This is a genomic window from Tardiphaga sp. OK245 (assembly GCF_900108575.1).
Taxonomy (GTDB): Bacteria; Pseudomonadota; Alphaproteobacteria; order Rhizobiales; family Xanthobacteraceae; genus Tardiphaga; species Tardiphaga robiniae.
Genome location: NZ_FNWZ01000008.1, coordinates 1 through 26,967 on the forward strand (window position 1 = coordinate 1; position 26,967 = coordinate 26,967).

Sequence of the window (26,967 nt, forward strand, 5' to 3'; positions counted from 1 at the left end):
TCGCTTGAGGCTACCCTGTCCCTCCGCCCTGGGACATTAATTTTGGTGATGGGACCGTTCGCCATGGCAGATGTGCAAGCAACCGAAAAAACACCGCAGGCGGAACGTCGGGCACTTGCTCGGCGCCTCCGAAAGTCCTGATGCACACTAGATTGCGGAAGACCGCATCGCATCAGGCCCAAGGGTGCAACGGGCACCCGGCGTTCCGCACGCCCTCTCACAGGGGGCAGGAATGCGAAACATGACGGCGCCCCCGCGCCGCAAACAATGGGGGCGATGACGCATGTCTGATGAGCAGTGGCTGTTTGACAGTTGAATCTGCAACGACGCGATGAAGGCGCCGCACCCGCAGGTGTCATCCCCGGGCTTGACCCGGGGATCCAGCTTGGCCCGCACGCCGTCGCACAAGACAAGGTGGATGGCCGGGTCAAGCCCGGCCATGACGTGGGGAGAGGCCTGGGATTATTGCGAAGCTCGCTTCGCGCTGTCCGGCCATGACGACCGGGAGTGATGCACCCGCTCTTACCGTTCCATATGTCAGAGCATCATTAACCCTACCCTGCACATTCATCGCGGCCGCTCTCGCCTGGCAACGTCACACGCATCATCTTGCGTTACGTCATCAGCGGACATCCACCGGGACCTTGAACCATGGACCTGCATCGCCGCCATCTGCTGACTGCGTCCGGCGCGGGTCTCGCCGCCGGCGCATTCGCCGCATCGAGCGATGCGGCACGCGCCGCCACGCTCACCTCGACGCTCGGACGCGACGCCACGCAATATGGTGTGCGTGCCAATAGCCAGGACGATCAGACCCGCGCATTGCAGCGCGCCATCGACGAGGCAGCGCGCGCGCAGGCACCGCTCGCATTGCCGCCCGGCAACTATCGCACCGGTATGCTCAGGCTCGCGCGCGGCTCGCACATCATCGGCATGCGCGGCGCAACGACCCTCACCTTCAGCGGCGGCGCGTCACTGCTGTCAGGCGAAGGCGCGGACTATGTCAGCCTTAGCGGCCTGACGCTGGACGGCAACTTCGCCAAACTGCCGCCGCGGCGCGGGCTGCTGCACATGGTGCAAGCGCGCGAACTCCGCATCGGCGATTGCACCGTTACCAATAGCGGCGGCGCAGGCATCTGGCTGGACAACACGGCGGGCGCGGTCACCGACAATACGCTCACCAACATCGCCACCACGGCGATCGTCTCGTTCGATGCGCAGGGATTGATCGTCGCGCAAAACACCATTTCCGGCACCAGCAGCAACGGCATCGAGATCCTGCGCACCGCCATCGGCGATGACGGCACGCAAGTGATCGACAATCGTATCGAGGACATCAAGGCCGGCCCCGGCGGCTCCGGTCAATATGGCAACGCCATCAACGCCTATCGTGCGGGCAATGTCATCGTCTCCGGCAATCGCATCCGCAACTGCGATTACTCCGCGGTGCGCGGCAACTCCGCATCGAACATCCACATCACGGGCAACAGCGTGTCGAGCGTCCGCGAAGTCGCGCTCTATTCGGAATTTGCCTTCGAGGCTGCGGTGATCGCCAACAACACCGTCGATGGTGCGGCGCTCGGTGTCTCCGTCTGCAACTTCAACGAGGGCGGCCGCATCGCAGTGGTTCAGGGCAATATCATCCGCAACCTGCTCCCGAAGCGGCCGATCGGCACGGCGCCCGACGACGATGCCGGCATCGGCATCTATATCGAGGCGGACGCCAGCGTCAGCGGCAATGTCGTCGAGAACGCGCCGTCCTTCGGCATGATCGCGGGCTGGGGCAAGTATCTGCGCGACGTCGCCATCACCGGCAACGTGGTGCGCAACAGCTTTATCGGCATCGGTGTATCGATCGCACCGGGAGCCGGCACCGCGCTGGTCAGCAACAACATGATTTCGGGCGCGCCACGCGGCGCTGTCGTCGGCCTCGATCATGCAAAGCCGGTGACGCCGGACCTCACCGCCGATGGCGCACAGCGCTATCAGCAGATTGCCCTCTCCGGGAACATGGTGCGCTAAAGCGCTGTCCGCAGCATCGGATAGCGCGCGCTCATCACCAGAGGATCAAGCGCTTTCTGCCAATCAAGATCCGCCGGCGTCACCGCCGCCTGCCGCGGCGGAGCCTGCCGCAACAGGGTTTCGATCGGGATCAGGACGGGCGAAGCCGCTTCAGCCACCGGCTCGATGTCGGGCTGCAACGGCGCAACCGCGGGCGCTGCGATGGCAGGAGCCGCGACGGCAGCCGGCCGTGGTGGTTCAGAGGCGCGCGGCGCCCGGTAGATCACCCCTTCCGAAGACAGCACGCGCCTCACGGCGGCAGTCTCGCCCTCGACCATCAGCCGCCAGCGTTCAACCGCTTCCTTGGCTTCCTGAATGTTGTCGAGAAACTCGGCTTCGCTGTGAAAACGGCGCCACCGCCCGCTCTCGAACAGTTCTGTCAGGTAATCCAGCCGGCTCTCGGCAAGAGCGCACCAGCGCTGGGCCAGTGGCCGACCGATGCCGGCATGCGGGTAAGGAAAATTCAGGTGAGATGACATGGAAATGTCCGCAAGAGAAAAAACGGACGCAAAGCAACAAACGAATCACTCACCAATACTTGGAGAGTTTCTGTGGAAAAGTTTTCGGGGTCCAGCGCAATGTGGTCAAACTTGGACAATTGCGTTGGAAACACGTGAGAAAGCCCCGTCAAACCTGAGGTATTGCAGTCAAGCCTTGCTTGAGCCTTGCTCGACGCCCGGCCATGCACCGGCAATCTATGACCTGAAGGTTAAAATTTTTGGTTAACAAAAACGAAAGACCCGTCCGGGGGGACAACCGGACGGGTCAAGCTATACCGGCGCGAATGTTTGGGCGCATGCGCCGGATATGGCCTCGTTGGGGAGGGAATGCCGCTCCCACATCCATATGTCCGGTCCACCCGGCCAAACGTTCAACGATCAGGAGATTATTTTTGGACGTCTGACGCCATCGACGGTGACGAGGCCTCGACCGCACGCGTCGTCGGCGCCGGCGCGGTGACGACAACAGGAGTGACAGGCGCAGGCGCTGTCGCCACGGGGTGCTGAGCGCCCTGCACTGCCGATACCGCACTATAGGCATCCGCCGCGCCGGCACCGAACAGGTCGTCACGGCCGGGCGCACCAAGATCACGCGCGGTTGTCATCAGGATGCTGCGGATCTCGTTCGGCCGTAGTTGCGGATTGCGCTCGATCATCAATGCGGCGAGCCCGCTGATGTAAGCCGCCGAGAACGAGGTGCCCGACGTCATCTGGTACTTGTTGTCCGGCGCGGGCAGGAAGATATCGACGCCCGGCGCAGCCACCGCGATGTGGCTGCCACGGTTCGACGCGGAGAACAGCCTGTCATACGCATCGGTGGCGCTGACTGCGATCACGCTGGGGCTTGCCGCAGGATAAAGCGGCGGCGATTTCGGTCCGGCATTGCCTGATGCTGCGACCATCACGATGCCCTTGCTGGCTGACGCGGCAATACCGCGCTCGATCAGCGGATCCTGCGGACCGGCAAAGCTCATATTGATGACCTGGGCGCCATTCATCGCCGCGTGGTTGATACCCTTGAGGATGATGAAAGACGAACTCTCGGCACCGCCCTGCGACACACCAAAAGCGCGAATGGCCAAGATGCGCGCGCGCGGCGCACTGCCCATCAGTCGCGCATGCGATACGATCGCGCCCGCAATGCCAGTCCCGTGCACATGCGCACTTTCCTTGCTGCCAAGCGCATCGAACGAACCCACGATGGCATCAGCGAGTTCGGGATGCGCGACGTCGATGCCGGAGTCGATGACAGCGACTGTGACATTGGCACCGGCAGACAGCTTGTGCGCCTCAGGCAGACGCAGCTTCGCCAGCGCATATTGCGCGGGATCGCCCTCGCCCAGTGCCGGCGTTGTCACCTGATCCTGCAGCACATAGCGGAAGTTGGGTTGCACAGCGCGCACGTCAGCCTCGGCGCGCATCTGGGCCTCGACAGTTTCGACCGAACGATTGTCGGTGATCCGGAACAGGTTGATCGTCGCGCCGATCAGCGGAAAATCCTGCGACGACAGACGCTCCAGGCGCAGACGGCGCGCCAGCGCATCCGTCTGGTCGGGCGTCAGCGCGCTGTCGAGTTCGGCGACAATCTGCCGGGGGACATAGCGCGTATTGAGGGCCGCCTGCGAGCCATTGCTGCGCGGTCCACCACCGGCATTCTGGCTGCGCGGCGTCGGGCCGCCGCCGCCAAGATCAGCAACGAATGGCTTCTCGTTGCACTCGCCGGATGCCGCGCGATTGGCATAGGCGCAGCTCGGATAGGTGTTAGGGGAATAGCGTACATAAGGAATGGTCGGCAGCACGCCCACGATCTTCGGCGGCGGCGTACGCCCTGGCCGCGAGGATATGGGCGGTGTCCGGCTGGCCGTCGTCCCGATCGCCGTACCGCGCGGGCCGACGCTGGTGATACCGACGCGACCAGCAATGGGTCCGCGGCTCGCGATACTCGGGCCACGGCCGGCGATGCGGCCCGCGCCGGCAGCGATGTTCGGATTGATACGCGGCGTTGTGCTGGGAGCGATCGTGGGAATGCGCGATCCGATATTGAGGCTCGGCGAGCGCATCATGCTCTGCGCGCCAGCGACCGAAAGGCTGAACGGCCACGCGACGGCGAGCGAAAGCACAGCGGCCGTGCATTTCATCACTGGTCTGGAGGCACCACGATCATGTCTCATGGAACAGGCCTCGCACGCATAATGCGGATCGGATCAACCGACGGCGCCTATTGCGCCTGAACCGCCATGCTGACGATCTTCTCGTTCTCCAGCCGGCGGATCAGCCCGGCGATCTGGTCCTTGGTCATCACCCGATTGCCGAACTGCAGCCGGAACAGCCCGTCCTTGCCGCTGTCAACAATCGTGCTCTGATAGCCGTCGAGCAACGCTGTGATGTCCGACACCCGCGCAGTTGGCGCAAAACGGACGAACAGGCGCGTCGGAGCTTCTACCGAGGCCGGTGCCGGCGCGAGCGACCGGGTGACAGTGGTCGGTGCACTCGCGGGCGACGGCGCAGCTTCATAGGACGCGGTCTGGAATGAGTGTGTATCGCGCTGCATCAGCACGGTGCCAATCACACCCGCCTGCAGCATGATCGCGAGCGCGCCAACAGCGGCCGAAGCCGCCAGCGTCCGCGGCGAAAGCGATGCGAAAAATCCGGAAATCCGCGCCGACAGACCGACCGATGTCGATCCGCTGCGCACCGGCTCGGCGTCAATAGCAGCAAACAGCTTCTGCATCGCCCGCGAGGACGGCGCACCAAGGCTCTCATTGAGGCCAATGGTCTCCGCATATTCTTCCTGGATCACGGCATATTGCTTCGCCAGTTCCGGATCCTTGGCCAGTGCATCATCGACGCGGCGCGCATCACGCGCGTTGAGCGTGCCCGCGGCGTGCCAAGGCAGCAATGCCTCGATCTCGCCTGGCTCCTGGGTCGGCACTTTGTTGCTCATCGCCATCATGGCCAGCCTCGTTCAATGCCGGCTGCCTTGAGCAGATCGGCTAATTTCTTGCGCGCATAAAACAGGCGCGTCTTGACGGTGTTCTCGGGAATTCCGACGATTTCGGCCACCTCTTCCACGGACTTCTCGTGGTAGTAGACGAGATCGACGATTTCCCGATGCTCGGGCGAAAGGGATGTCAGGCACTTCCGCAACGCGTCACTGGTATCCTTTTTCTGAACCGACACTTCGGGGTTATCGGACGTATCCTCGATCGCGTTGGCCGTCTCGTCGTCCAGTTCGGCGTCCTTGCGCTTGCGCAGCGCGGACAGCGCCTTGAACCTCGTAATCGCCAGGAGCCAGGTCGAGACCGCGGAACGACCTTCGAATTTGCCTGCCTGCCGCCACACATCCAGGAACACTTCGCTGATAAGATCCTCAGCAATCTGTTCGTTCCGCACCAGCCGAAGGCCGAAGCGAAACACCCGGACGTGGTGCCTGCCATAAAGCACCTGCATGGCAAGACGGTCGCCTTGCGCAATCCGGGCGATCAGAATCTCATCCGATGCCGCCTGTGTTGCACTCACTGCCCGTCTCGCAAGGTTGGTCTGAATGAGGATGTAAGAGGTTCGATTGACAAGATAAAATCTTCTCGAATGGGCAGGAATATACCGGTCGCGGCTGCTTTTAACCGCGCCGAACGGGCTTTTACCGCCCTTTTCTTGGGCGGAACGGGTAACAGGTAGCATAATGCTGGGGCATTTCCGACCCGAACGCCAGCGATTCACACGGCAACCTTACCAAGTCGTGGCTTCCGGAACAGCCTTGAGACGGAGGAACCTGCATTTTGCAGCCATATCCCGAAACCCTCATCAATGAATACCGTAACTTGCCTTGGCGGCTTGTCCGCCACATCAAGTGAACTCGCCCGGGCCCGTCATCGGCCCGGGCATTTTTACTTAAATAACAAAGCTATTCTTGAAACCTTCTGGCAGTCCCGCTGCACGCGATCTGTCGACAGATGTCGCCGGGAGCAGCAAATGAGTAGCCGGTTACCAGATTGACTTGCGGCAATAGATACCAAACCTAAAGGCTTTGAGCACTAGAGTTTCGTCAGCGAAACCCATCGATGGGCTCAATGACCGCAGCCGCTTCATCAGTCTTGAATCCAGTCAACGGCGACTTCGAAGCCGTCGATGGAGAGTTGCGGTCTGATATGCTGGCACGTCGCCTGAAGCGGCGACGGCAAATGCTCGCACTCGCGGCTGCCAGTCATGCCGTCAATGTCGTGCTGCTTTTCGTCTTCCTTGCAGCAGGCACTATCGATGGCACCATCGTCGCGGCCTATGCCGGCTGCGCTTTTGCCTCTGTCCTGATCTTCCTCGCGATCTCCGAGAGCGGCTTGACGGATGACTGGCGCGATCATTTCTTCGCAGCGCCCTACACGGCTGTCACTTACGCACTTCTGCTCGCCTTCGTTTACACAGCGCCCAATGTCGCCGTCGTGTTTCTCTGCGCATTGTTTCTTGTGGCCAATGTCATCGCCTTGCGTACCTCGCCCCGTGAAGGTGTCGGCGCCTGGACCGTCATGACCGGCGGCCTCGCGCTGCTGTATTTCTTCGTCGATCTGCCCTTGACGCTCCCCTCCAGCAGCTCGATCGAACGCTTCGGCACCTTGCTGACATTCTCGATGACCATCGCCCGCAGTATGTTCATTGGCATTTTCTCCAGCTCGCTACGCGACGCGCTGTTTCGGCGCCGCGTTGAACTCGAGGCCGCCTACAAGCGCATCGAAGAGCTCGCAGAACTCGATGAACTGACGGGGTCGTTCAATCGCCGCTGCATCATGCGGCTGCTTGACGATGAAATCATCCGCGCACAGCGCAGCAACACACCCTGCACCGCCGCGCTGATCGATCTCGACTGGTTCAAGCGGATTAACGACAATTTCGGACACCCAACCGGCGACGAAGTACTGCGGACCTTCGCCATCACCATTTTCGCCAATATCCGCAGCATCGACAAATTCGGCCGCTATGGCGGCGAGGAATTCCTGCTGGTGCTGCCGGACACGCCGCATGACAAGGCCGTGCAAATGCTCGACCGTTTGCGGGGGATTGTCGAAGCCTTGGATTGGAGCGCATTTTCCGACGGCTTGACCGTGACGATTTCGGGCGGCGTTGCGACATTGGGTCCGAACGACACGCCAGACACCTTACTCGCACGCGCCGACAGCGCACTCTACGCCGCCAAGGAGCGCGGACGAAATCGAATTGCAAGCGCCTGAACGAATTTAACGAACCCTGGCCGCAACATATTAGCGGCAGGACACGATTAGAATTACGGGATTTGATTTATGTCTTCGAAGTCACCGTTATCGGCAAATTTACTCGACGAACTTGACGCCGCACTGGCCCACGGAACGGTCGCACGGCGCGTGGAAACGCTGCGCCGTGTCACGGATCTGTTCGTCAACAATGCCGTGGATTACTCCGACGCGCAGATCGCAGTGTTCGACGACATTTTCGATTGCCTGCTGACGCATATGGAAGCGTCCGCAAGGGCCCTTCTGGCCGAGCGATTGGCACCCGTCTCTGTCGCACCGCCCCGGGTCGTCCGGACTCTCGCTTTCGATGATTTGATCGAAGTCGCCGCCCCCGTGCTCTCTCAATCGGAGCAGCTCGACGACCATGCCCTGATCGAGAATGCACGCACCAAAAGCCAGGACCATCTGCTCGCGATTTCGACGCGCAGGGTCCTGAGCGGCGCCCTGACGGATGTTCTTGTCGAACGCGGCAACGAAGCCGTCGTCACCAGCACCGTCAACAACCGCGGCGCCGAGATTTCAGAACGCGGTTACAATACCCTGCTCTCCCGTGCCGAGGGCAACGATACGATTGCGACATGTGTTGGCCTGCGTCCCTCCATTCCGCGCCACCACTATCTGAAGCTCGTCGCCAAGGCGTCGGCCTCGGTCCGGGCGAAGCTGGAAGCCACCCACGTCCACCACACCGCCGACATATCTCTGGTGGTTCAGCAGGTCGCCCGGCGGGCTCGCTCCGCACCAGGCAGCATCAGTCAGCAGACCGTCATCGCCCATGGTCTCGTGCGCTCGCTGTTTGAAGACGGTCGACTGGATGAAAACGAAGTGGCGAAATTCGCCGAAGCCGGCAAGTTCGACGAAGCAAACGCCGCGCTCGCGTGCCTGACCAACGTGCCAATCTCCGTCGCGGAAACCATGATGGTCGAATCCCGCAGCGAGGGCATTTTCATTCTGTGCAAGGTCGCAAATTTTTCATGGAAGACCGTCAAGACCATCATCAACATGCGCGAGCAACTCGCTGGAACACAGCTGTCTGACAGCGCGACCGACCGCGAGACCTATGAACGTCTGCGCATCTCCGCGGCACAACAGGTCCTACGCTTCCACCGTATGCAGCAGGCGACGTCCGACCTACCTGCCGCCTGACGTTTGTCAGTCGACATGTTTCCACGCGAATGGCCGCAGTCTGGCCATTGAGACCGAGCGCCGCAACGCCAATTGCGCTGAGCAGCCATTCCGTCAGCAGGCATCGACTTGCCAGTGAAGGCGCTGATAGTGATGCCTCGATCACGGCGAATAACGCCGGAACGGGTTGGCATCAAGCAGGGCGGGATTCATGCGCGTCTTGATTACAGGCGCCGGTGGCTTCATCGGCAGAACACTCACTTCTGCGCTGCTTCAAGCAGGCGCGCTCACCAATACTGCAGGCACAAGCGAAACAATCGAGGAGCTCCTCCTTCTCGACACACATCTGCCGCCAGCATCCGACCGACGTGTGAGGCACTTGCAAGCCGACATCGACGCACCCGATACGCTGAAGAAAATCGCTGCATGGAAACCCCATAGCGTGTTTCATCTCGCCGCTGTGCTGACCAGCGCCGCAGAACAGGACCCGGCGCGCGCGCTGGCGGTGAATGTTTCGGCGCTGGCGGAATTGATCGACGCCATCCGCGCGAAAGATGCTCCGCCGCGCCTGATCTTTCCAAGTTCGATCGCGGTCTTCGGCGGGTTATTGCCTGATCATGTCGATGACGATCATTTGCAGCGTCCACAAACCTCCTATGGCACGCACAAGGCCATCGCCGAATTGATGCTGGCGGACGCCACGCGTCACGGAATGGTCGATGCACGCGCCCTGCGCCTGCCGATCGTGCTGGTGCACCCCGGCCCGCCAACACAGTCGGTATCCGACCGGATCGCGGGCATCGTTCGCGATGGCGTCGCCGGAAAGCCGTCGATTTGCCCATTGCGCGCGGACACGAAAGTGCCGATCGTTTCGGTGGAGACCGTTGCGCAGAATTTGATCACGCTTCACAATGCCGATCCAGCCAAGATGCGCGGGAAACGCGTGCTCAATCAGCCTGCTTTGACGATCAGTATGGACGACATCATTGAATCGATTGCACGTGTCACCAACACCACGCCGAACGTGACCTATGCCCTCGATCCCGATCTCAAGAAGATCGTCGATAGCTGGCCGAAAGGTTTCATCTCCACCCGCGCGCCATCCCTCGGCGTCGTCGCCGACAAGAGTTTCGAGGACATCGTGAGCCAGTATCGCCAGCGTCTTGCCGAAAAATCTGCTGCATGACCGAGCCTGCAGTCGACATCTGCATCATTGGCGCCGGCTCATCCGGTATTGCCGTTGCCAAGGCCCTGCACGACAAGGGGCTCAGTTTCGACATCTACGAGAAGGGCTCAAATATCGGCGGGATGTGGCGCTACGGCAATGACAATGGCCTGTCCTGCGCCTATCGCAACCTACATATCGACACCAGCCGCAACAATCTCGGCTATTCCGATTTTCCGATTCCAGCCGACAAGCCCGACTTCCTGTCACACCAGCAATTGCTGGACTATCTGGAAGCCTATGCCGGCCGGTTTGGCGCACGATCTCGCACCCGCTTCAACTGCGAAGTGACCTCGGTCGAAAAGACCGATGACGGCTGGCGCGTGACGACGAAGGAAGGCACCCGCGAATACAAGACAGTGATCGTCGCCAACGGCCATCTCTGGGATCCGCGTTGGCCGACCTTCTCTGGCACATTCAACGGCACGGCGATTCATTCCAGCCAGTATCGCACCGCGCAACCATTCGAAGACAAGAAGGTGCTGGTCGTCGGCATCGGAAATTCGGCCGTCGATATCGCCGTCGATCTCTGCAAGCGCGCCAGCAGCGTCGTGCTGTCCACGCGAACCGGCGCCCATATCATGCCGAAATACATGATGGGCATCCCGATCGATCGCTGGTCGGCCTTCTTCGCGCGCAAGCTGAAATTCCCGACACTGTTGACGCGCATGATCATCGCACGTCTGATATATCTCGCCGTCGGCGATCAGGCCCGCTTCGGTGTACCAAAGCCGAAACATCCCATGTGGCGCGAACATGCGACGTTGAGCCAGGAGTTGCTGCCTTACATCGGCCATGGCTGGATCAGCATCAAGCCGAACGTCACCTCGCTGGAGGGGGACGCCATCGCCTTCGCCGATGGCACGCAGGAGAGCTTCGACGCGGTGATCTACGCGACCGGTTACAAGACCAGCTTTCCGTTCCTCGCGCCCGAGATCTTCTCGGTGCCGGAAGATGGCGGCATGGTCGATCTTTATCGGCGCATTACACCGCCAAACCAGCCTGGTCTGTTCTTTGCGGGATTGGTGCAGCCCATCGGGCCGACCATTCCGCTGGTCGAAATCCAGGCTCGATGGATCGCAGCCGTGCTCACAGCCAAAGTCGCCCTACCCAGCCCCGGCGATATGGCACTGGAGGTCCGCGACTTCCACCAGAGGAAGATCAGCACCTGGCTCAATTCAGCGCGCTACACGCTGGAAGTCGATTTCAACGATTATGCCGGCGAGCTCAACGGCGACATTGCAAAGGCAGCAAGTGGGCGTCCAGCGGCCATGGCATCGGCCTGACCGGATTCATTTTCGCGGAGCGCGTGGCTCTCGCGCCGCTCAATAGCGCAGCACTTTCGAACCGATGGCTGCCCCCAGCGCCGCCACGACGAGGGCTGCGAGCGTGTACCAGGTCGCGACAAACAGCGGCGAGTCGTCCGCGCAATGCGCGGCGTAAAACGTCGCCCCTAGCCCGGCTGACATCAATCCCGCGAGCGCACCGGCAATGGCGGGGCGTGACGGCGCGCCGTGGCGCAGCGCGATCATCGCGCCGCCGAGGATCGGCAGCGACAGCAACGTGATCGCCGCCGAACACACCGACGAGTTTCTGCCGATAATGCGCGCCATCATCGGCGCGCGTTGCGGTATCGTCATTTCGACGATCAACGCGACGATGAGAATGAACGGCGACAACAATAACAGCCAGATCCAGCGCCCCAGCGACGCCTCGGGCCGGGACAGATGGACACTGATCACAATGGCTGGAATGGCGAGCGCCAAGGTCACCAGAAACTTCGTATCGAAGAACGGATTGCGCATCGCCGACATGAAGTCCGGGCGAATGCCAAGCGTCACCAGCAACATCGCTGCAACGACCGGCAGCGTGACCAACAGGGCCATCGCGAGCTGCGTACTCACGGGACGCGGCCTCTGATCATTGTCGGCGGCGAGCGTCTGAATCAGGCGATCGGTATCCATGGTCAATCCTTTCGCAGCTTGGCTGCGAGGCTCGCGAGCCCACGATGCAACGCCACGCGCACGGCGCCTTCGGTCATGGACAATTTCGACGCCGTGGTCTTGATGGATGCGCTTTCCACCGCGATCGATCGCAACACGTCGCGCTGCCGCGGCGGAAGATCTGCGAGATGATTGGATATCTCGACGGTGGGCAATGTTTCGGCGGGCGGTTCGCTCGGAATCGTCTCGGCAAAATCGTCGATGTTGACGAAGGTCCGACGCCCGCGCCGGCGCAGCGCATCGATCAGTTTGTTGCGGGCGATCGCAAACAGCCACGGCGCGAATGGCGCGTTCGCGTCCCAGGTCTGCCGCTTCAAATGCACCGCCAGCAAAATGTCCTGCACAATATCCTCGGCCTGATCGGGCGGCTGGCCAGCCCGTGACAGGCCCTGCCGCGCTCCGGCACGCAGCACGGGCGTAACCGACTTCAGCAGGCGATGATAAGCAACGCTATCCCCTGCATTGGCCGACCGCATCAGATCGGTCCATTCGTCGTCACGTCCGCGCACGCGCGCTCCTAAAGCCAATTCGGCGGATAGTTCAATTTGTTACGTCAGCCGAGAGAAAAACACGGAACCGTGAAGCCCTTACCTGCGCCCCAACCCCGAGCCGAAGATTTCAAGGACATCCGGCTCATAACATCGAACCGTCAGAGTGACATCCGTCGCCTTGATTTCAAAGGCAGATTTTTGCCAACGCCTGTGGAGACGATGGCTGCGGCGGTGTTCATGCCCCGTTTTTGCCGGACTCGTCCGAAGATTCCCTTTTTTTGCCCCGGTGTGAACACCTGCGCAGTTTCCCTTGCGGCCATTGGGGGCCGGTATTTTGGGGAGATTTCCATGAACATCAGAGCCAGCGGGCGTGCGGCATTGGTCATCGCAGCCGGATTGTGGATCTGCACATCGGCACCGCTTCACGCGACCGAAAACGATGCCCCGGCATCCGAGCCGGCCGCAGCGGTCGGCAGCGCCGCAGACACATCCGCCGAACCAGCAGCGAAGGCCACCAAGCACCGCAGTGCCAGGAAGAGCGAAACGAAATCGCGCAAGTCCGACCGGCAGGCCGCCAAGGCGTCGAAAAAGCCCGCTGAGGAGGACGCCGCCAAGACGGAAGACGCGAAGCCGGGAAGCAGCGATACTGCCATCCCGTCATTGGTCGCCAATGCCAATGCGCAATGGCCCTCTGAGACCGCAGCAACCAACACCTACAACATGTCATCGCAAGCCGGCGGCGCGCTTGGCCAAATCGGCGGCCAGCAGGAACAGCCCGCAACGACGTCGCCGGATTCCGGCGCCAGCAACGCGCAGCTCGTTGCCGCTGACCAGCTCAACGACCTCGATCGTGCCATCAGCAACGACAAGCCGCCGCTGACGCTCGCAAAGGCCACCATCGATACGCCGGCACCGGAAGTCGCCACCGAGAGCAGCACGACCTGGGACAAGACCTCCCTTGTTGGTAAGATCTTCATCGCATTTGGCGGTTTGCTGACCATGGCTTCTGCGGCCCGTATGTTTATGGCTTGAACCCCATCCCCCGAGCGGGCAAATTGCGCGGGGCCGCCGATCCTGGCGGCTTCGGCAAAAAATCCGCGGGATGGAACATGAGCAGCTACGAACACCTCATCGTTGAGCGCAAAGGCGCGGTCGGCATCATCACGCTGAATCGCCCGAAGATGCTCAATGCGCTTTCTTTCGGTGTGTTCGGCGAAATCAAGATCGCCATCGACGAGCTGGAAGCCGACACCGCTGTGGGCTGCATCATCGTAACCGGCAGCGAGAAAGCATTTGCCGCCGGAGCAGATATCAAGGAGATGCAGCCAAAGAGCTTCATCGACATGTTCTCCAGCGACTTCACCGCGATCGGCGGCGACCGTGTCGCCACCTGTACCAAACCGACCATTGCTGCCGTCTCAGGCTATGCGCTCGGTGGCGGCTGCGAACTCGCCATGATGTGCGACATCATGATCGCCGCAGACACCGCGAAGTTCGGCCAGCCGGAAATCACGCTTGGCACCATTCCCGGCATCGGTGGCACGCAGCGTCTCACCCGCGCCATCGGCAAATCAAAGGCGATGGACCTTTGCCTGACGGGCCGCATGATGGATGCGGCGGAAGCCGAGCGCTCTGGCCTCGTCAGCCGCATTGTCCCAGCCGACAAGCTGATGGAAGAAGCCATCGCCATGGCGGAAAAGATCGCCGCCATGTCGCGCCCGGTGGCAACGATGGCAAAGAACGCCGTCAATCGCGCCTTCGAGACGCCGCTCACCGAAGGCCTCAAGGTTGAACGCGATCTGTTTCACGCGACATTCGCGCTGGAAGACCGTTCAGAAGGCATGGCCGCCTTCATCGAGAAGCGGAAGCCGGTCAACAAGAATCGCTAGGCTGAGCCGCTGCGCGCGAGCGCGGCGGACACCAGCAGACGATAGGCGCGTTCGGCCCATGTGGCCGGACGATCGAGCCCGAGCCGCGCAAGTGCCGCCTCATCAGATGCGCTGGCTGTATGCGTCATGCCCTCCCAGAACAATCCAGCGAGCTTCTGCGGGGACGCCGATGCAGTGCTGAGGATCTGTAGTGCGGGGATCAGGCGCTGTTCTACTTCGGTGAAGTCGCTACCAAACGGGAACATGGGCAGCAGACCGGCGTCCCGCGCCGGCCTGAGGACAGCGGAGATTCGCTCGGGCACGTTGTCGCGATACGCAGCAGGAATGTCATAGCTCTTGGGAAGCTTTCCAGCATCCTTGGCCTGCTTCATCAGCTCCGACTGAAAGCGCGAGTCGGACACCTGCAGCATTTCCGCAATCACATCCGCATCGGATTTCCCGCGCAGATCGGCGACACCATACTCCGTCACGATGATATCGCGCAGGTGTCGCGGGATCGTGGTGTGACCGTAGCTCCAGCGAATATTGGAGGCTGGCTTCTTGCCGGCGCGCGTCGCTTCGAGAGTCAGGATCGAGCGTGCACCCTCCAGAGCAAAAGCCTGTGAGACGAAATTATACTGCCCGCCGACCCCGCTCACGACCTGGCCGTTCTCGAGACCGTCGGAGATCGCAGCGCCCATCAGCGTCGCCATCATCGTGTTGTTGACGAAGCGCGCATCGACGCGCGCACGGCGCTTGGCATCTTCGTCACCGTAGAGTTCGTTGGTGAATGACACCGGCATCATCTGGATTTTCGCCAGACGCTCCGGCGTCATGTCGTGCAGCGCCTGATAGAATGCCTTCGGCCCAAGAAAGAACGCGCCATGCACGATGGTGTCATCCACCTCGCGCTTGAGAATGCCCGCATCAATCAAACCGAGAAATGCTTCGAACAGCATTTCACTGACGCTGTAGAGGCCACGTTCGAACGTTGCGACTTCCTTCGGAGGCGCGTCGGGGGCAAGATGCTGCATCAGACTGCGGAACGCCGCATTGTCGCGGTGGCGAACGATCAGGCCCTGCGCCAGCGCATCACCCACTTGTCCAATGCCGATCTGCAGCGTGCCGCCGTCGCGCACCAGGCCGGCAGCGTGCAATCCAATCGCGTATTTGGTGTCGTTGACCGGTTCGGACGGGGGCGCAAACAGCGGAAATTCAGTCTCCGGGCTTTCGAGCACCGCGTGAAACTCATCGCTGGTAAGATCACCCTGCCCCGGCATGAAGGGCAATTCCGAATTGACCTGACCGATTAGCCTGAACGAGACGCGACCTTCATTGCGCGCCCGCATCAGATCAAGCGTGGTGTCGGTATTGCAGCTCAGACTATAGCGCGCGGCGCCATCGACCACACGCTTCGACACCAATTGCGTGATGACGTTGAGCCCGCGCGTCAGAAGATAGGACGACGCATGGGTGTAGTTCGCCGAAATATAGTGCTGCTGCGCGTCGGCAACCCGCAGCCATTTTCCCGCAAGGAAGAAGAATTCGTTGACCTGAATATTTGGCGGGAGCTCGCCTTTATGCAACGCGTTTGCATAAGCGAGATCAGGATAGCCCCCGAACAGCCGCTGGATCACCGGATTGATGAAGCGCTTCTCCAGCTCGCTGGATGGTTTTGGCTTCTCCAGTGTCAGGGCAGAGAAGAACGTCAGCCTGATGCTGCGATCGGCCAGCGCGCGCTGATAGAGCGCATTGATGATATGATTGGCCTTGCCAAGCCCGAGCGGCAGCCCGACCACGAGCGTCGTCCCAACGTCGCGAATGATGTCTTCGGCGATGGCGTCGGGATCAGTGAAGATCTTGGGCATAGGCATTCCGGCTGGGCAGGATCGGCAGCTCCTCAGCGCAATCGCGCAGCAAAGCCGGACAGAGTTACCACTGCGTGCGGTTATTCAGAAATGTGCCCGACATGCAACACACGCGGCCATGTGAAGCGGGTTTATTCGTCGCATTCACGGAGCGCTTCATCCAACCTAGGGTCCTGATCAATCAAGCAAATCGGGGCAGCCAAATGCCCTGTGGGGAAAGCGCAAAAGCCCGGAGGTTCTTCGCCGGATGGTTTGCCTGCAAAGGCAACGCCCTCTAAACATACCTAGACGTCAGCGGGGGCGGACGTCCGAAGATTGCTTTGGGATAATATGGTTCGTCACGGCATATTTGGCCTCGCCGCAAGGCGCGCGCTTCGGACAGGCATGGCCCTGAGCCTGATCGGCTATGGCATTTTTGCTGCCGTCGATGCCCGTGCCGAAACAGTGTCGGAAGCCCTTGCCAAAGCCTATCAGTCCAATCCGCAGCTGAACGGCGAACGGGCCCGCCAGCGCGCCACCGATGAGAACGTCCCGCAAGCGATGGCCGGCTACCGGCCTCAGGTGGCAGCCACACTGAGCTATGGCCTTCAGGCCGTACGCAACCTGCTCGTGGACAACACCATCCAGGGCGCAACGCTGAAGCCATGGACCATCGGCGTCACGGTCACCCAGACGCTTTATAACGGAAACAAGACAGCCAACAGTGTCCGCGTCGCGGAATTGCAGGTCCAGTCCGGCCGGGAAGCGCTGCGCAATGTCGGCCAGGGCGTGCTGCTCGATGCTGTCGTTGCCTATACCAATGTTCTCGCCAACCAATCGCTGGTCGAAGCCCAGCGCACCAACGTCACCTCCCTGCGCGAAACCCTCGGCATCGCCCAGAAGCGGCTCAACGCCGGGGACGTCACGCCCACCGACACGTCACAGGCCGAAGCGCGACTGGCGCGTGGCCAGGCCGATCTCAATGCCGCTGAGGTCAATCTCGCCATCAGCCAGGCAACTTATACGCAGGTGATTGGTGCTGCACCCTCGCGGCTCAGTCCGGCGGAACCGATGGATCGGCTGCTGCCGCGCAACCGCGACGATGCCCTCAATCAGGCTTTCAAGGCGCACCCCGCCGTGCTGGCAGCCGGCTACGATGTCGACGTGGCGACCACGACGATCAAAGTGGCCGAGAGTAGCCTGTTGCCTACTCTGACGCTGCAGGGCAGCGCCAGCAAATCCAGCCAATCGGATCCGACGCTTGGCACTTTTGGCACCGACCAGGCTTCGATCGTCGGCCAACTGACGGCGCCGATCTATGATGGCGGCCTCGGTGCTGCGCAGACGCGCCAGGCCAAGGAGCTGTCATCGGTCAGCCGCCTGGTGCTCGAACAGGTCCGCAATCAGGCCCGCACCGCAGTCGTCGGTGCATGGGTGTCAAATGAAGGCGCCAAGACCGCTGTCAGCGCTGCGGAAGCCGAAGTACGCGCCGCTGGCGTTGCACTACAGGGCGTACAGCGCGAGGCCCAGGGCGGTCAGCGTACCACTGTCGACGTCCTGAACTCACAGCAGGATCTCGTACAGGCAAAGGCACGCCTGATTGGCGCGCAACGTGACCGGGTCATCGCATCCTATTCGCTGCTCAGCGCAATTGGCAGGCTGGATGTGAAGACGCTTGGGCTAAACACGCCAGACTATCTGCCGGAAGTTCATTACCATCAGGTGCGCGACGCCTGGCACGGGCTGCGCACGCCCTCGGGGCAATAGACTATCCGGCCGAGCTCTTCTTCGCCATCGCCGTGGTCATCGCGGCGACCAGCGATGCGAGGTCGTAGGGTTTGCGTACGATCGGCACGTCATCCATCGACGCCGGGATCAGGCTGGTTTCGCCATAGCCTGTGGCGAAGACGAAGGGGATGCCCCGCTCGCGCAATGCCTGGGCCACCGGCACCGAACTGCCATTGCCGAGATTGACGTCGAGGATGGCCACATCAGGCCTCGTGATCGCCAGCGCGATCAATGCCTCCTTGACCGAAGATGCCGTCTCGACCGATGCCGCGCCCTCGTGGGTCAGCATGGTCTCGACGTCCATGGCAATCAGAAGCTGGTCCTCGACCATCAACACCTTCAAGCCGCGCATCGACGCCATCGGCCTGTCGTCCTCGCGTCGGGCGCGCACGTTGCGCGCCGCCGCCGGCGCGGGCCAGACAACGAAGCGCGCCGGGATGAGCAACCGCACGCGCGCGCCGGCCGGCTCATAATCGACATCACTTTCACCCCCGAGATCATAGGGAATGCTGCGGCTGATCAGCATCGATCCAAAGCCCGGCCGCAATGGCGGCGCGACAAGGGGGCCGTCGCGCTCAAGCCAGTGGATTTCGCAATCGCCGATATCGGTGCGTTTCCACTGGAGTGACAAGCGCCCTGTGCTTACGGAAAGCGCACCATATTTGGCGGCATTGGTGGCCAGTTCGTGCAGCACCAGTGCGAGTACCGAATAGGCTCGAGCGTCGAGCGAAACATCGGGCCCGGTCACCTCGATCGCTTTCACCGACTCGCGATACGGCGAAAATTCCGCATCGAGCAATCCCTTTAACGCACCGCCACCGGCGCCGCGGATAACCTGATCATGCGCAAGCGACAAGGCCTGAATACGTCCCTTCAGGGAGGCGACATAATCCTCGATGCTGCGGCCATCCTCGACCGGGTGGGAGACCAGCGATTTGATCAGTGCCAGGATATTCTTGACGCGATGATTGAGCTCTTCATTCAACATTTTCTGGCGCAGGTCAGCCTTGTGCCGCTCATCCGCCAGTAATTCGTTGTGGCGAAGCACCACTTCCACCAAAGCCGAGCGCACAGCTTCGGCGGTGTCGCGCTCGTTTTGCAACCATGGCTGGGACTGGCGCTGTACGGTCTCCTTCCAGATCGCGAAGCTCTTGCGCGGTGTCAGCCGATCGCCCAATGGGCCGATTTCGTACGTCTTGTTGGGATCACCCGCCCAGTTCAGGGTTTGCGCAACTTCGCTACGAAAGAACAGAAGATAATCGCGCGGCAGTTGCGACAAGGGCACGGCCAATACGCCGGAAACGGCAACGGCATAGTCTTCAGCTGCCGGTAATCGATCTGACAATGCGCTTGTCGCCCACACCCTGCCCTCGGCCACTGAATTGATGAAGCCCATGAGCGCCGGCGCTGCGGCAGCCGGTGGCGCACTGCCATAAGACGTCCAGGTCTTGTTGAGATATAGGCCAATACCGTCACACGGCATCAGTACGCTAAAATCGCGAATGCTTTCCTTGAGCAGGTCTTCGATATCGCCGTGATGCGAAACATTGTGCAACAGCTGGTCGAGATAGCGCCGCGCGCTTTCGCTAGCAGCCAGTTTGCGCTTTTGAAGAAGCCCGGCCAGTTGCATGGAAAAGAACTCGCCAAACATTTCTGCAGCGACGCGCTTCTCCATGGAAAGCGCGCGCGGTGCATAGTGATGACAGGCAATCAGCCCCCAGAGCACGCCGTCATGGATAATGGAAATCGACATCGACGCACCGACGCCCATATTGCGCAGATACTCGCAGTGGATCGGCGAAACGCTGCGCAGATGTGCAAAGGACAGGTCGAGCGGTTCACCAGACGTGTCGAACTCCGGCTCGATGGCCACGCGCTCACCGCTTGCATCCGAGACGATACGCACGGTGTTCTGGACGTAGAGCACCCTCGCCTGCTGCGGGATGTCGCCGGCCGGGAAGTGCTGCCCCAGAAAGCTCTCGAGATCGCCGCGGCGCGCCTCGCTGATCACCCGGCCGGAACCATCATGAGCGAATTGATAGACCATCACCCGGTCGTAGCCGAGTGCGCCACGCAGCAGCCGCGCCGCATTGTCAAACAGCACGTCGAGATCGTTGCATTGACCGATGCGGCCGATCAGCAAGCGCGACAACTCCAGAGGCGGTGTCGCCTCGCTGGCGTCCACAGGCTCGAATTCGATGATGTTGACGCCCTTGTGCCGATGCACAGCGACGTTGAACGCGGTCTGCGAATGCGCGACCTTGAAATCAATCAGCAGTCCCGGGCGCTGCTGGTTGCCCCATTTGGCGATGGCATTGCGAATGTCGTGCGCCGGCCCCTCGCCGATCAGATCGTCCAGCCTGCGGCCATTGATGTCGCCTGATCCCACACCAAGCATCGCGCCGGCATTGACCGAATGGCGCCGGACCATCCCGACGGAGCCGTCGCAGGCGAGCAGACAGCCATAGGGCTGTATGCTGCCGGGAATGTGGATCGGCTCGCGGTCGCAATTGGTCAGGTCGACAGGGGCGGTCTTGGTGAGCATCAAAGAATCTCTGAAAAGATACGGCGCTCGAAACGACGGCCACCAGCATGGCACGGCTGCATGTTTTGAAAAAGATCAGCAAATACAGCGTTCAAAAGCACCAACCGAAACGCGCACGGACTGGAATAGCCCGGTGGGAAACCGGTCAACGGGCAAGCGCCGGTTTCGATCCATTTCTAGGCCGGTTTTTTAGGTATGGGCCATTGGGCTGCCTCAGGGACAGCCCGAGCCGCTCCCGTCGCAAGCTGGTTTAACGCGCCCGGCTCGAGAAGAACGAGATCAGCACCGGCAGGGTGATCAGGATCACCAGCGGCGCCAGCATCATGCCAGTGACGACGACAACCGCGAGCGGCTTCTGGACCTGAGACCCGATGCCCTCCGACAGCGCCGCCGGCAGCAGGCCGACGCCCGCAACGATGCAGGTCATGAGCACCGGCCGCAGTTGCAACTCGCCGGTCCGGATCACAGCCTTGATGCGTTCATAGCCCTCGTCGATCAGCTGATTGTATTGCGACAGGATCAGGATGCCGTCCATGACAGCAATACCGAACAGCGCGATGAAGCCGATCGCCGCCGATACGCTGAACGGAATACCCGTGATCAGTAGACCGAGCACGCCGCCAAAGATCGCCATCGGGATCACACTCATGGCCAGCAGTGTGTCGGCCATCGAGCCAAAGTTGAACCAGAGCAGCACGCCGATCAGAGCGAGGCTGATCGGCACCACGATGGAAAGCCGTGCGATAGCGTCCTGAAGATTGCCGAACTCGCCGACCCATTCGGTCCGCGAGCCCGGCGGCAGCTGAACGAGCGCGGCGACCTTGTCCTGCGCTTCCTGAATGGCGCTGCCGAGATCGCGTTCGCGTACCGAGAACTTGATCGGCAGATAACGCTCCTGGTTCTCGCGATAGATATAGGCCGCACCGGAGACGAGATTGATCGACGCCACTTCACTTAGCGGGATCTGCGCGATCGTGCCGTTCGGACCGGGCGCGCCGATGCGCAAATTCTGAATCGCCTCAGCGCTACGGCGATATTCCGGCGCTAACCGCACCATGATCGGGAAATGCCGATCGCTGCCGGGCTCATAGAGATCGCCCGCGGAGTCGCCGCCGATGGCCACCTTGATGGTGGCGTTGATATCGCCGGGCGACAATCCGTAGCGCGCAGCCTTGGCACGGTCGACGTCGATCTGGATGGTTGGCTGCCCCAGCGATGTGAACACGGCGAGATCCGTCACGCCCTGCACCGTCGACAGTACGGCCTTGATCTCGTTAGCGGTCTTGGTGAGTGCATCCAGATCGTTGCCGTAGAGCTTGATCGAGTTCTCGCCTTTCACGCCGGAGACGGCTTCAGAGACGTTGTCCTGCAGATATTGCGAGAAATTGAACTCGACGCCGGGAAATTTCGTCTGCAGTTCCTTGAGCAGGCGCGCCGTCAGCGCATCCTTGTCCTGCGGCGCCGGCCATTCGGAGGCAGGCTTCAGCGGGGCGAAGAATTCCGCGTTAAACAAGCCAGCCGCGTCGGTGCCGTCATCGGGACGGCCGTGCTGCGAGACGACGGATTCTACCTCAGGCTGCTGGCGGATCAGCCTGCGCATCTCGTTGACGTAAGTGTTGCCTTCCTGCAGCGAGATCGTCGGCGGCAGCGTGGCGCGGATCCAGAGATTGCCCTCTTCCAGCTTCGGCAGAAATTCCAGGCCGAGGAAACGCGCCATGAAGAAAGTCACCACGACGAGACCGATCGCGATGCCCAGTACGATCTTTCGGCTGGCGACCGCCCAGTGCAGCACCGGCATGTAGAGGCGATGTAGCTGGCGCATGATCCAGGTTTCGGTCTCCTGGACATGCGCCGGCAGAATGATCGCGCTCAGCGCAGGCGTGACGGTGAATGTCGCGATCAGGCCACCGGCGAGCGCATAAGCGTAGGTCCGCGCCATCGGTCCAAAGATATTGCCTTCAACACCGGACAGCGTGAACAGCGGCAGGAATGCGGCGATGATGATCGCGGCGGCAAAGAAGATCGAGCGCGACACGTCAGCGGATGCGCTGAGGATGCCATGCTTCTTCATGCCCATGATGGTCTCGGGCGAGATGTGGCTGCGCTCCGCTTCGGAAAGCTCTGTGGTCTGGGTCAACCGTCTGAAGATGGCCTCCACCATGATGACCGTACCATCGACGATCAGGCCGAAATCGATGGCGCCCACCGATAGCAGGTTGGCGGATTCGCCGCGTAGCACCAGAATGATGACAGCGAAAAACAGGGCAAACGGAATAGTGGCGCCAACAATCAGCGCGCTGCGCAAGTTGCCGAGGAACATCCATTGCAGCAGCACGATCAGCAGGATGCCGACGACCATGTTGTGCAGCACCGTATGCGTGGTGGTGTCGATCAGGTCCTTGCGGTCATAGATACGTTCGATCCGCACGCCGGGCGGCAAGATGCCTCCGCGATTGATCTGCTGCACCAGCTGTTCGACACGCGCGATGGTCGGTGAACTCTTCTCGCCGCGGCGCATCAGCACGATGCCCTGGACGATATCGTCCTCCTGATTGAGACCGGCAATGCCGAGGCGCGGCTTCTCGCCGACCGACACCGTGGCGACATCCTTGACCAGAACCGGATTGCCGTTGGTCTGGGAGATCATCGTATTGGAAAGGTCGTCGATCGAGCGAATGAGGCCGACGCCGCGCACCACGGCCGATTGCGCGCCGATATTCACGGTGTTGCCGCCGACATTGATATTGGCGTTGCCGACGGCGGTCAGCAGTTGCGGCAGCGTCAAGCCATAGGCAACGAGCTTGCTGAAGTCGACCTGGATCTCATAGGTTTTGGTCTTGCCACCCCAACCAATGACGTCGATGACCCCTGGTACCGCACGGAAGCGGCGCTGCATGATCCAATCTTGCAGGGTCTTGAGATCGAGCACGCTGTAGTTCGGCGGCCCCACCAGACGATAACGAAAGATTTCCCCTACCGCAGAGATCGGCGATATCGTCGGCTGTGCATTGCCCGGCAAGGTCCCGAGCTGCGACAACCGGTTCAGGACTTGCTGCAATGCTTCGTCATAGGTGTAGTCGAACGAAAACTGCAATTTGACGTCGGAGAGACCGTAGAGCGAGATAGTGCGGATCGTTTTGAGGTTCTTGATGCCCGCGACCTGCGCTTCGATCGGAATCGTGATGTAGCGTTCGATTTCCTCGGCAGAGAGACCGTTGCTCTGGGTCACAATATCGACCATCGGCGGGGTCGGATCGGGATAGGCCTCGATATTCAGCTGATTGAAAGCAAACAGACCACCGATGAAAACGACGGCGAACATCGCCACCATCAGGAAGCGACGGTCGACGGCCAGAGCAACAAGACGATCCATCCAGATCGGACCTTTCAGAAGAGCCGAAGCTGGGGGTTAGCTGGCGGAGGCCGCGCGATCGATAAACAAGCTGCCTTTGGTGACGATGCGTTCACCGGCTTTCAGGTTGCCATGGACCTCGACGAGATTGCCATTGGTCATACCGGTCTTGATCGTGCGCAGCTCGATGGTCTTGTCGTCATGCGCGACCCAGACGCGGACCTGATCGCCTTCATAGATCAGCGCCGTTTTCGGCACGCCTATCGTCGGCTGGTCGCCAGGCGCGTAGATCGTCACGGTGGTGAACATTTCCGGCTTCAGCAGACCGTTGCTGTTGTCCAGCGTGGCACGTACCAGCAGACGGCGCGTCGCGGGATCGAGCGCAGTCGCGACATAGCTGATGCGGCCAGTGAGCACGCGGCCCGGCAGCGCGAGTGCGGTGAAACTCATCTCCTGACCGATCTGTACGGCAGCAGCTTCGGTCTCGCGCACGAAGGCCGTGAGCCACACCGATGAGAGATCGCCGATCACGAAGACCGGATCGGCAGCGCCGGCGCTGATGTACTGGCCCGGGCCGATCTTGCGCTGAACCACCGTGCCTGCAAGCGGCGCGTAGATCGTCGTTTCCGGATTGATGCGGCCCTTCTCCTGAAACGCCGTGATGGCGTCTTCCGAGAGGCCAAGAATGCGCAGGCGATTGCGCGCGGCTTCGAGTGCCGTGTCGGCGGTGCGCAGATCGTTCTGTGCTTGCAGCAGCGTGGCCTGGCTCTGCTGATAGTCTTTCAGCGGCACAGCCTTGCCTTCGAACAGGTCGCGGGCGCGCTTGTCCTGGATCTGTGCGAGGTCGAATTGCGACTTCGCCTTGTTGAGAGCCGTAGTCGCGGCAACGAAATCATTCTGCGCGCCGACGGTATCGGCCGCTTCGATCACAAAGAGCGGCTGGCCCTTTTCGACGTGGTCGCCTGGTTTGGCCAGCAGCTTGGTGACGCGGCCGGCATAGGGTGAAAAGATCGGGGTCGAGCGGTCTTCATCGACGGCAATCTTGCCCTCGGTGACGTGTTCGGCGCGGAAGGCACGCACGGTGACCGGCTCGATGGTCAGGCTCGCCCATTCCGACGGCGACGTCGTATAGCGTTGCGGGTTCTTCCGCGATTGGCTCGAAACGTCGGAATGCCCCTTCGACGGGGTGGACAGCCGCACGTAGCCGATGCCTGCGGCGACCAGCATGGCAGCAATGCAACCGCCCGCAATCAGGCGCTTTCCGCTAAACAGCTGAGATCGTTGATCTAAATTCGTCACTGTCCAGTCCTTGGTAGGAAACGCACTTATTCCGCGGCGATTTGTCCCATTCACGCGCTAATAGTGCGCATCTGGGCGTTCAGACAATCTAAAAACGCGTGTGCACTTACGAATCTTCGTTAAAATTTTGAAATCCTGCAAATGGGTTTCAATTGCCGGACGGCCATACCGCCGGATGGCTGCCGAGGGGCATGGCCGGACGCGTCCACGATGCCGGGGTTCGCGATAACACGGCTGCATGACGGACCGCCGACAACTGGCCGAAGCCGGACGGCATATCCTCGGTAAAGGCTTTGACCATCTCACCCTTGAGGTCGTCGACCGCGAGACCTTCCGCGATTCTTCCCATATCCCACAGCCATTGACCGGTGCGGGCAAGAGAGACCTGCACGTGCCAGCTGCCGCCTTCACGCGCCTGACGTGCACGGGCGATCATGGCGCCGAATGCCATTAAGTAGCCTGTGGCGTGATCCAGCATCTGGGCCGGCAATTCCTTCGGCCCATCGACGCCCGCCGCCTGCCCTTCGGCATGGTTGAAGCCGGTCGCGCATTGGACGAGGGAGTCGAAGCCGCGGCGCCCGGCCCACGGCCCGGAACGGCCATAGGCGGAGAGCGAGACATAGACGATACCGGGACTGACACGGGCCGCCTCCTCCGGCGAGAAGCCGAGCGCCGCGAGCGATTGCGGGCGGTAGCCCTGCGAGAAGATATCCGCCTGCGTGAGCAATCCTCGCAAGGTGTCGCGCCCCTGCCCACTCTGGAGATCCACGAAGCTCGAGAGCTTGCCGCGGCCGGTATCGATGGTGAGCCACGGGATCGCCGGCAGATCGGGGCTGGAGACCAGCATCACATCCGCGCCATGGGCCGCAAGCGTGCGACCAGCGACGGGACCGGCGATAACGCGTGAGAGATCGAGTACGCGCAAACCGGCAAGCGGCCGGGCGCCGATCGGCCACAGCTTCGGTTCGGCGTCCCCGATCCGGGTGATCTCGACCAGCGGCAGCTCAGCAACGGCTGTGGCCTGCGGCAGCGCCATCCATTCGTCGCGCGATCGCATCAGCGCGACCACGCCGCCAGCCGCATAGGCTGCGGTCTCGAAGGCCTCGCCGTTCCATTGCATCAAGGCCGCCTGCACGGCTTCGCGCTCCGGCGCGCATGACAGCACCTGGCAGACAGCGTCGCGATGATGCGGAAAATTGGTATGCAGCCGGACGAATTTGTCATCGCCGGTTTTGTAGACACCAGCGATCGCATCCCAGGCGGGCGGCGGCGGATTGCCGTCGCAGCGCAGATAGCGCTCGCTGCGGCATTCGACGATGGCATGGCGCATATCGACGGAGACAGTCTGCGTCTGCCCGCTGCGTAGCCGCCAGATTTCGGCAGCCGCCATTCCGGCCGCAGCGATGCTGACCTGAGCGGCTGCACCGACATGGAATGACGATGGCAATTGCGGCTCATTGCCGGTCAGCGCAACACGCTGGAGCGCCGCAATATCACCGCCAGCCTGCCTCCAGAGGTCGGCGAGCAGTTCACGAATGCCGTGCATCAACATCCTCCCCCTTTCCCACGCCACCGATTCAGCTCACGCTTCCAGGTGACCACATCCGT

At 61.3% G+C, this 26,967-nt stretch carries 19 protein-coding genes; 8 read left to right on the forward strand and 11 right to left on the reverse strand.

Annotated elements, in window-relative coordinates; genetic code table 11:
* Positions 1 to 651 precede the first annotated feature (651 nt).
* Complete coding sequence (locus BLW80_RS28525; RefSeq protein ID WP_093761860.1) at positions 652 to 2,022, forward strand: TIGR03808 family TAT-translocated repetitive protein; 1,371 nt, start codon at positions 652 to 654, stop codon at positions 2,020 to 2,022.
* On the opposite strand, the gene BLW80_RS28530 is transcribed toward BLW80_RS28525, so the two are convergent.
* The 4 genes from BLW80_RS28530 to BLW80_RS28545 all read right to left on the reverse strand — a co-directional run bounded on the left by BLW80_RS28530 (position 2,019) and on the right by BLW80_RS28545 (position 6,080).
* Positions 2,019 to 2,540, reverse strand: coding sequence for a TIGR03809 family protein (locus BLW80_RS28530; protein ID WP_093761862.1), 522 nt, complete (start codon positions 2,538 to 2,540; stop codon positions 2,019 to 2,021). The genes BLW80_RS28525 and BLW80_RS28530 overlap by 4 nt on opposite strands.
* Before the next feature lie 407 nt (positions 2,541 to 2,947).
* Positions 2,948 to 4,699 carry a S8 family serine peptidase gene (locus tag BLW80_RS28535; protein ID WP_244528483.1) on the reverse strand — a complete coding sequence of 584 codons (1,752 nt, stop codon included), beginning with the start codon at positions 4,697 to 4,699 and terminating at the stop codon, positions 2,948 to 2,950.
* 80 nt (positions 4,700 to 4,779) lie between these two features.
* Positions 4,780 to 5,514, reverse strand: coding sequence for a hypothetical protein (locus tag BLW80_RS28540; RefSeq protein ID WP_093761866.1), 735 nt, complete (start codon positions 5,512 to 5,514; stop codon positions 4,780 to 4,782).
* Positions 5,511 to 6,080 (reverse strand): sigma-70 family RNA polymerase sigma factor, encoded by a 570-nt coding sequence (locus BLW80_RS28545; RefSeq protein ID WP_089266985.1) that lies wholly within the window; start codon positions 6,078 to 6,080, stop codon positions 5,511 to 5,513. The genes BLW80_RS28540 and BLW80_RS28545 overlap by 4 nt, the downstream gene beginning before the upstream one ends.
* 662 nt (positions 6,081 to 6,742) lie before the next feature.
* On the opposite strand from BLW80_RS28545, the gene BLW80_RS28550 reads away from it, so the two are divergent.
* The 4 genes from BLW80_RS28550 (at position 6,743) to BLW80_RS28565 (ending at position 11,452) form a co-directional block, all read left to right on the forward strand.
* Entirely contained in the window at positions 6,743 to 7,780 is a 1,038-nt protein-coding gene (locus BLW80_RS28550) for a GGDEF domain-containing protein (protein ID WP_244528484.1), read from the forward strand.
* Between the two features lie 69 nt (positions 7,781 to 7,849).
* Entirely contained in the window at positions 7,850 to 8,962 is a 1,113-nt protein-coding gene (locus BLW80_RS28555) for a DUF2336 domain-containing protein (protein WP_093761870.1), read from the forward strand.
* Positions 8,963 to 9,152: 190 nt separating this feature from the next.
* Complete coding sequence (locus BLW80_RS28560; RefSeq protein WP_093761872.1) at positions 9,153 to 10,127, forward strand: NAD-dependent epimerase/dehydratase family protein; 975 nt, start codon at positions 9,153 to 9,155, stop codon at positions 10,125 to 10,127.
* On the forward strand, positions 10,124 to 11,452 hold the full coding sequence (locus tag BLW80_RS28565; protein ID WP_093761874.1) for a flavin-containing monooxygenase: 1,329 nt from the start codon (positions 10,124 to 10,126) through the stop codon (positions 11,450 to 11,452). Before BLW80_RS28560 ends, BLW80_RS28565 begins: the two co-directional genes overlap by 4 nt.
* 39 nt (positions 11,453 to 11,491) lie before the next feature.
* Here the strand turns inward: BLW80_RS28565 and BLW80_RS28570 are convergent, their stop codons facing one another.
* Together BLW80_RS28570 and BLW80_RS28575 are read right to left on the reverse strand one after the other, a co-directional pair.
* Entirely contained in the window at positions 11,492 to 12,130 is a 639-nt protein-coding gene (locus BLW80_RS28570; protein ID WP_093761876.1) for an NrsF family protein, read from the reverse strand.
* A 2-nt stretch (positions 12,131 to 12,132) separates the two neighbouring features.
* The gene (locus BLW80_RS28575) at positions 12,133 to 12,678 is read right to left on the reverse strand and encodes a sigma-70 family RNA polymerase sigma factor (protein WP_093761877.1); all 546 of its coding nucleotides are present in this window, start codon (positions 12,676 to 12,678) and stop codon (positions 12,133 to 12,135) included.
* A 330-nt stretch (positions 12,679 to 13,008) separates the two neighbouring features.
* On the opposite strand from BLW80_RS28575, the gene BLW80_RS28580 reads away from it, so the two are divergent.
* Both BLW80_RS28580 and BLW80_RS28585 read left to right on the forward strand, forming a co-directional pair.
* Positions 13,009 to 13,692: a hypothetical protein gene (locus BLW80_RS28580; protein WP_093761879.1), complete on the forward strand. Its 684-nt coding sequence runs from the start codon at positions 13,009 to 13,011 to the stop codon at positions 13,690 to 13,692.
* A 77-nt stretch (positions 13,693 to 13,769) separates the two neighbouring features.
* Positions 13,770 to 14,549, forward strand: coding sequence for an enoyl-CoA hydratase (locus BLW80_RS28585; protein WP_089266978.1), 780 nt, complete (start codon positions 13,770 to 13,772; stop codon positions 14,547 to 14,549).
* Here BLW80_RS28585 and BLW80_RS28590 read toward each other — a convergent pair.
* Positions 14,546 to 16,396: an acetyl-CoA hydrolase/transferase C-terminal domain-containing protein gene (locus tag BLW80_RS28590; protein ID WP_093761881.1), complete on the reverse strand. Its 1,851-nt coding sequence runs from the start codon at positions 16,394 to 16,396 to the stop codon at positions 14,546 to 14,548. The genes BLW80_RS28585 and BLW80_RS28590 overlap by 4 nt on opposite strands.
* Positions 16,397 to 16,726: 330 nt before the next feature.
* On the opposite strand from BLW80_RS28590, the gene BLW80_RS28595 reads away from it, so the two are divergent.
* Positions 16,727 to 18,142, forward strand: a complete 1,416-nt coding sequence (locus BLW80_RS28595; RefSeq protein WP_093761883.1) for a TolC family outer membrane protein — start codon at positions 16,727 to 16,729, stop codon at positions 18,140 to 18,142.
* A gap of 1 nt (position 18,143) precedes the next feature.
* Here BLW80_RS28595 and BLW80_RS28600 read toward each other — a convergent pair whose 3' ends face one another.
* The 4 genes from BLW80_RS28600 to BLW80_RS28615 all read right to left on the reverse strand — a co-directional run bounded on the left by BLW80_RS28600 (position 18,144) and on the right by BLW80_RS28615 (position 26,905).
* Positions 18,144 to 20,708: an HWE histidine kinase domain-containing protein gene (locus BLW80_RS28600; RefSeq protein WP_093761885.1), complete on the reverse strand. Its 2,565-nt coding sequence runs from the start codon at positions 20,706 to 20,708 to the stop codon at positions 18,144 to 18,146.
* Between the two features lie 250 nt (positions 20,709 to 20,958).
* Positions 20,959 to 24,081 carry an efflux RND transporter permease subunit gene (locus BLW80_RS28605; protein WP_089266975.1) on the reverse strand — a complete coding sequence of 1,041 codons (3,123 nt, stop codon included), beginning with the start codon at positions 24,079 to 24,081 and terminating at the stop codon, positions 20,959 to 20,961.
* A gap of 36 nt (positions 24,082 to 24,117) precedes the next feature.
* Positions 24,118 to 25,287 (reverse strand): efflux RND transporter periplasmic adaptor subunit, encoded by a 1,170-nt coding sequence (locus BLW80_RS28610; protein WP_093761887.1) that lies wholly within the window; start codon positions 25,285 to 25,287, stop codon positions 24,118 to 24,120.
* Between the two features lie 220 nt (positions 25,288 to 25,507).
* Positions 25,508 to 26,905, reverse strand: coding sequence for a CoA transferase (locus BLW80_RS28615; protein WP_093761996.1), 1,398 nt, complete (start codon positions 26,903 to 26,905; stop codon positions 25,508 to 25,510).
* Between the last annotated feature and the right edge of the window lie 62 nt (positions 26,906 to 26,967).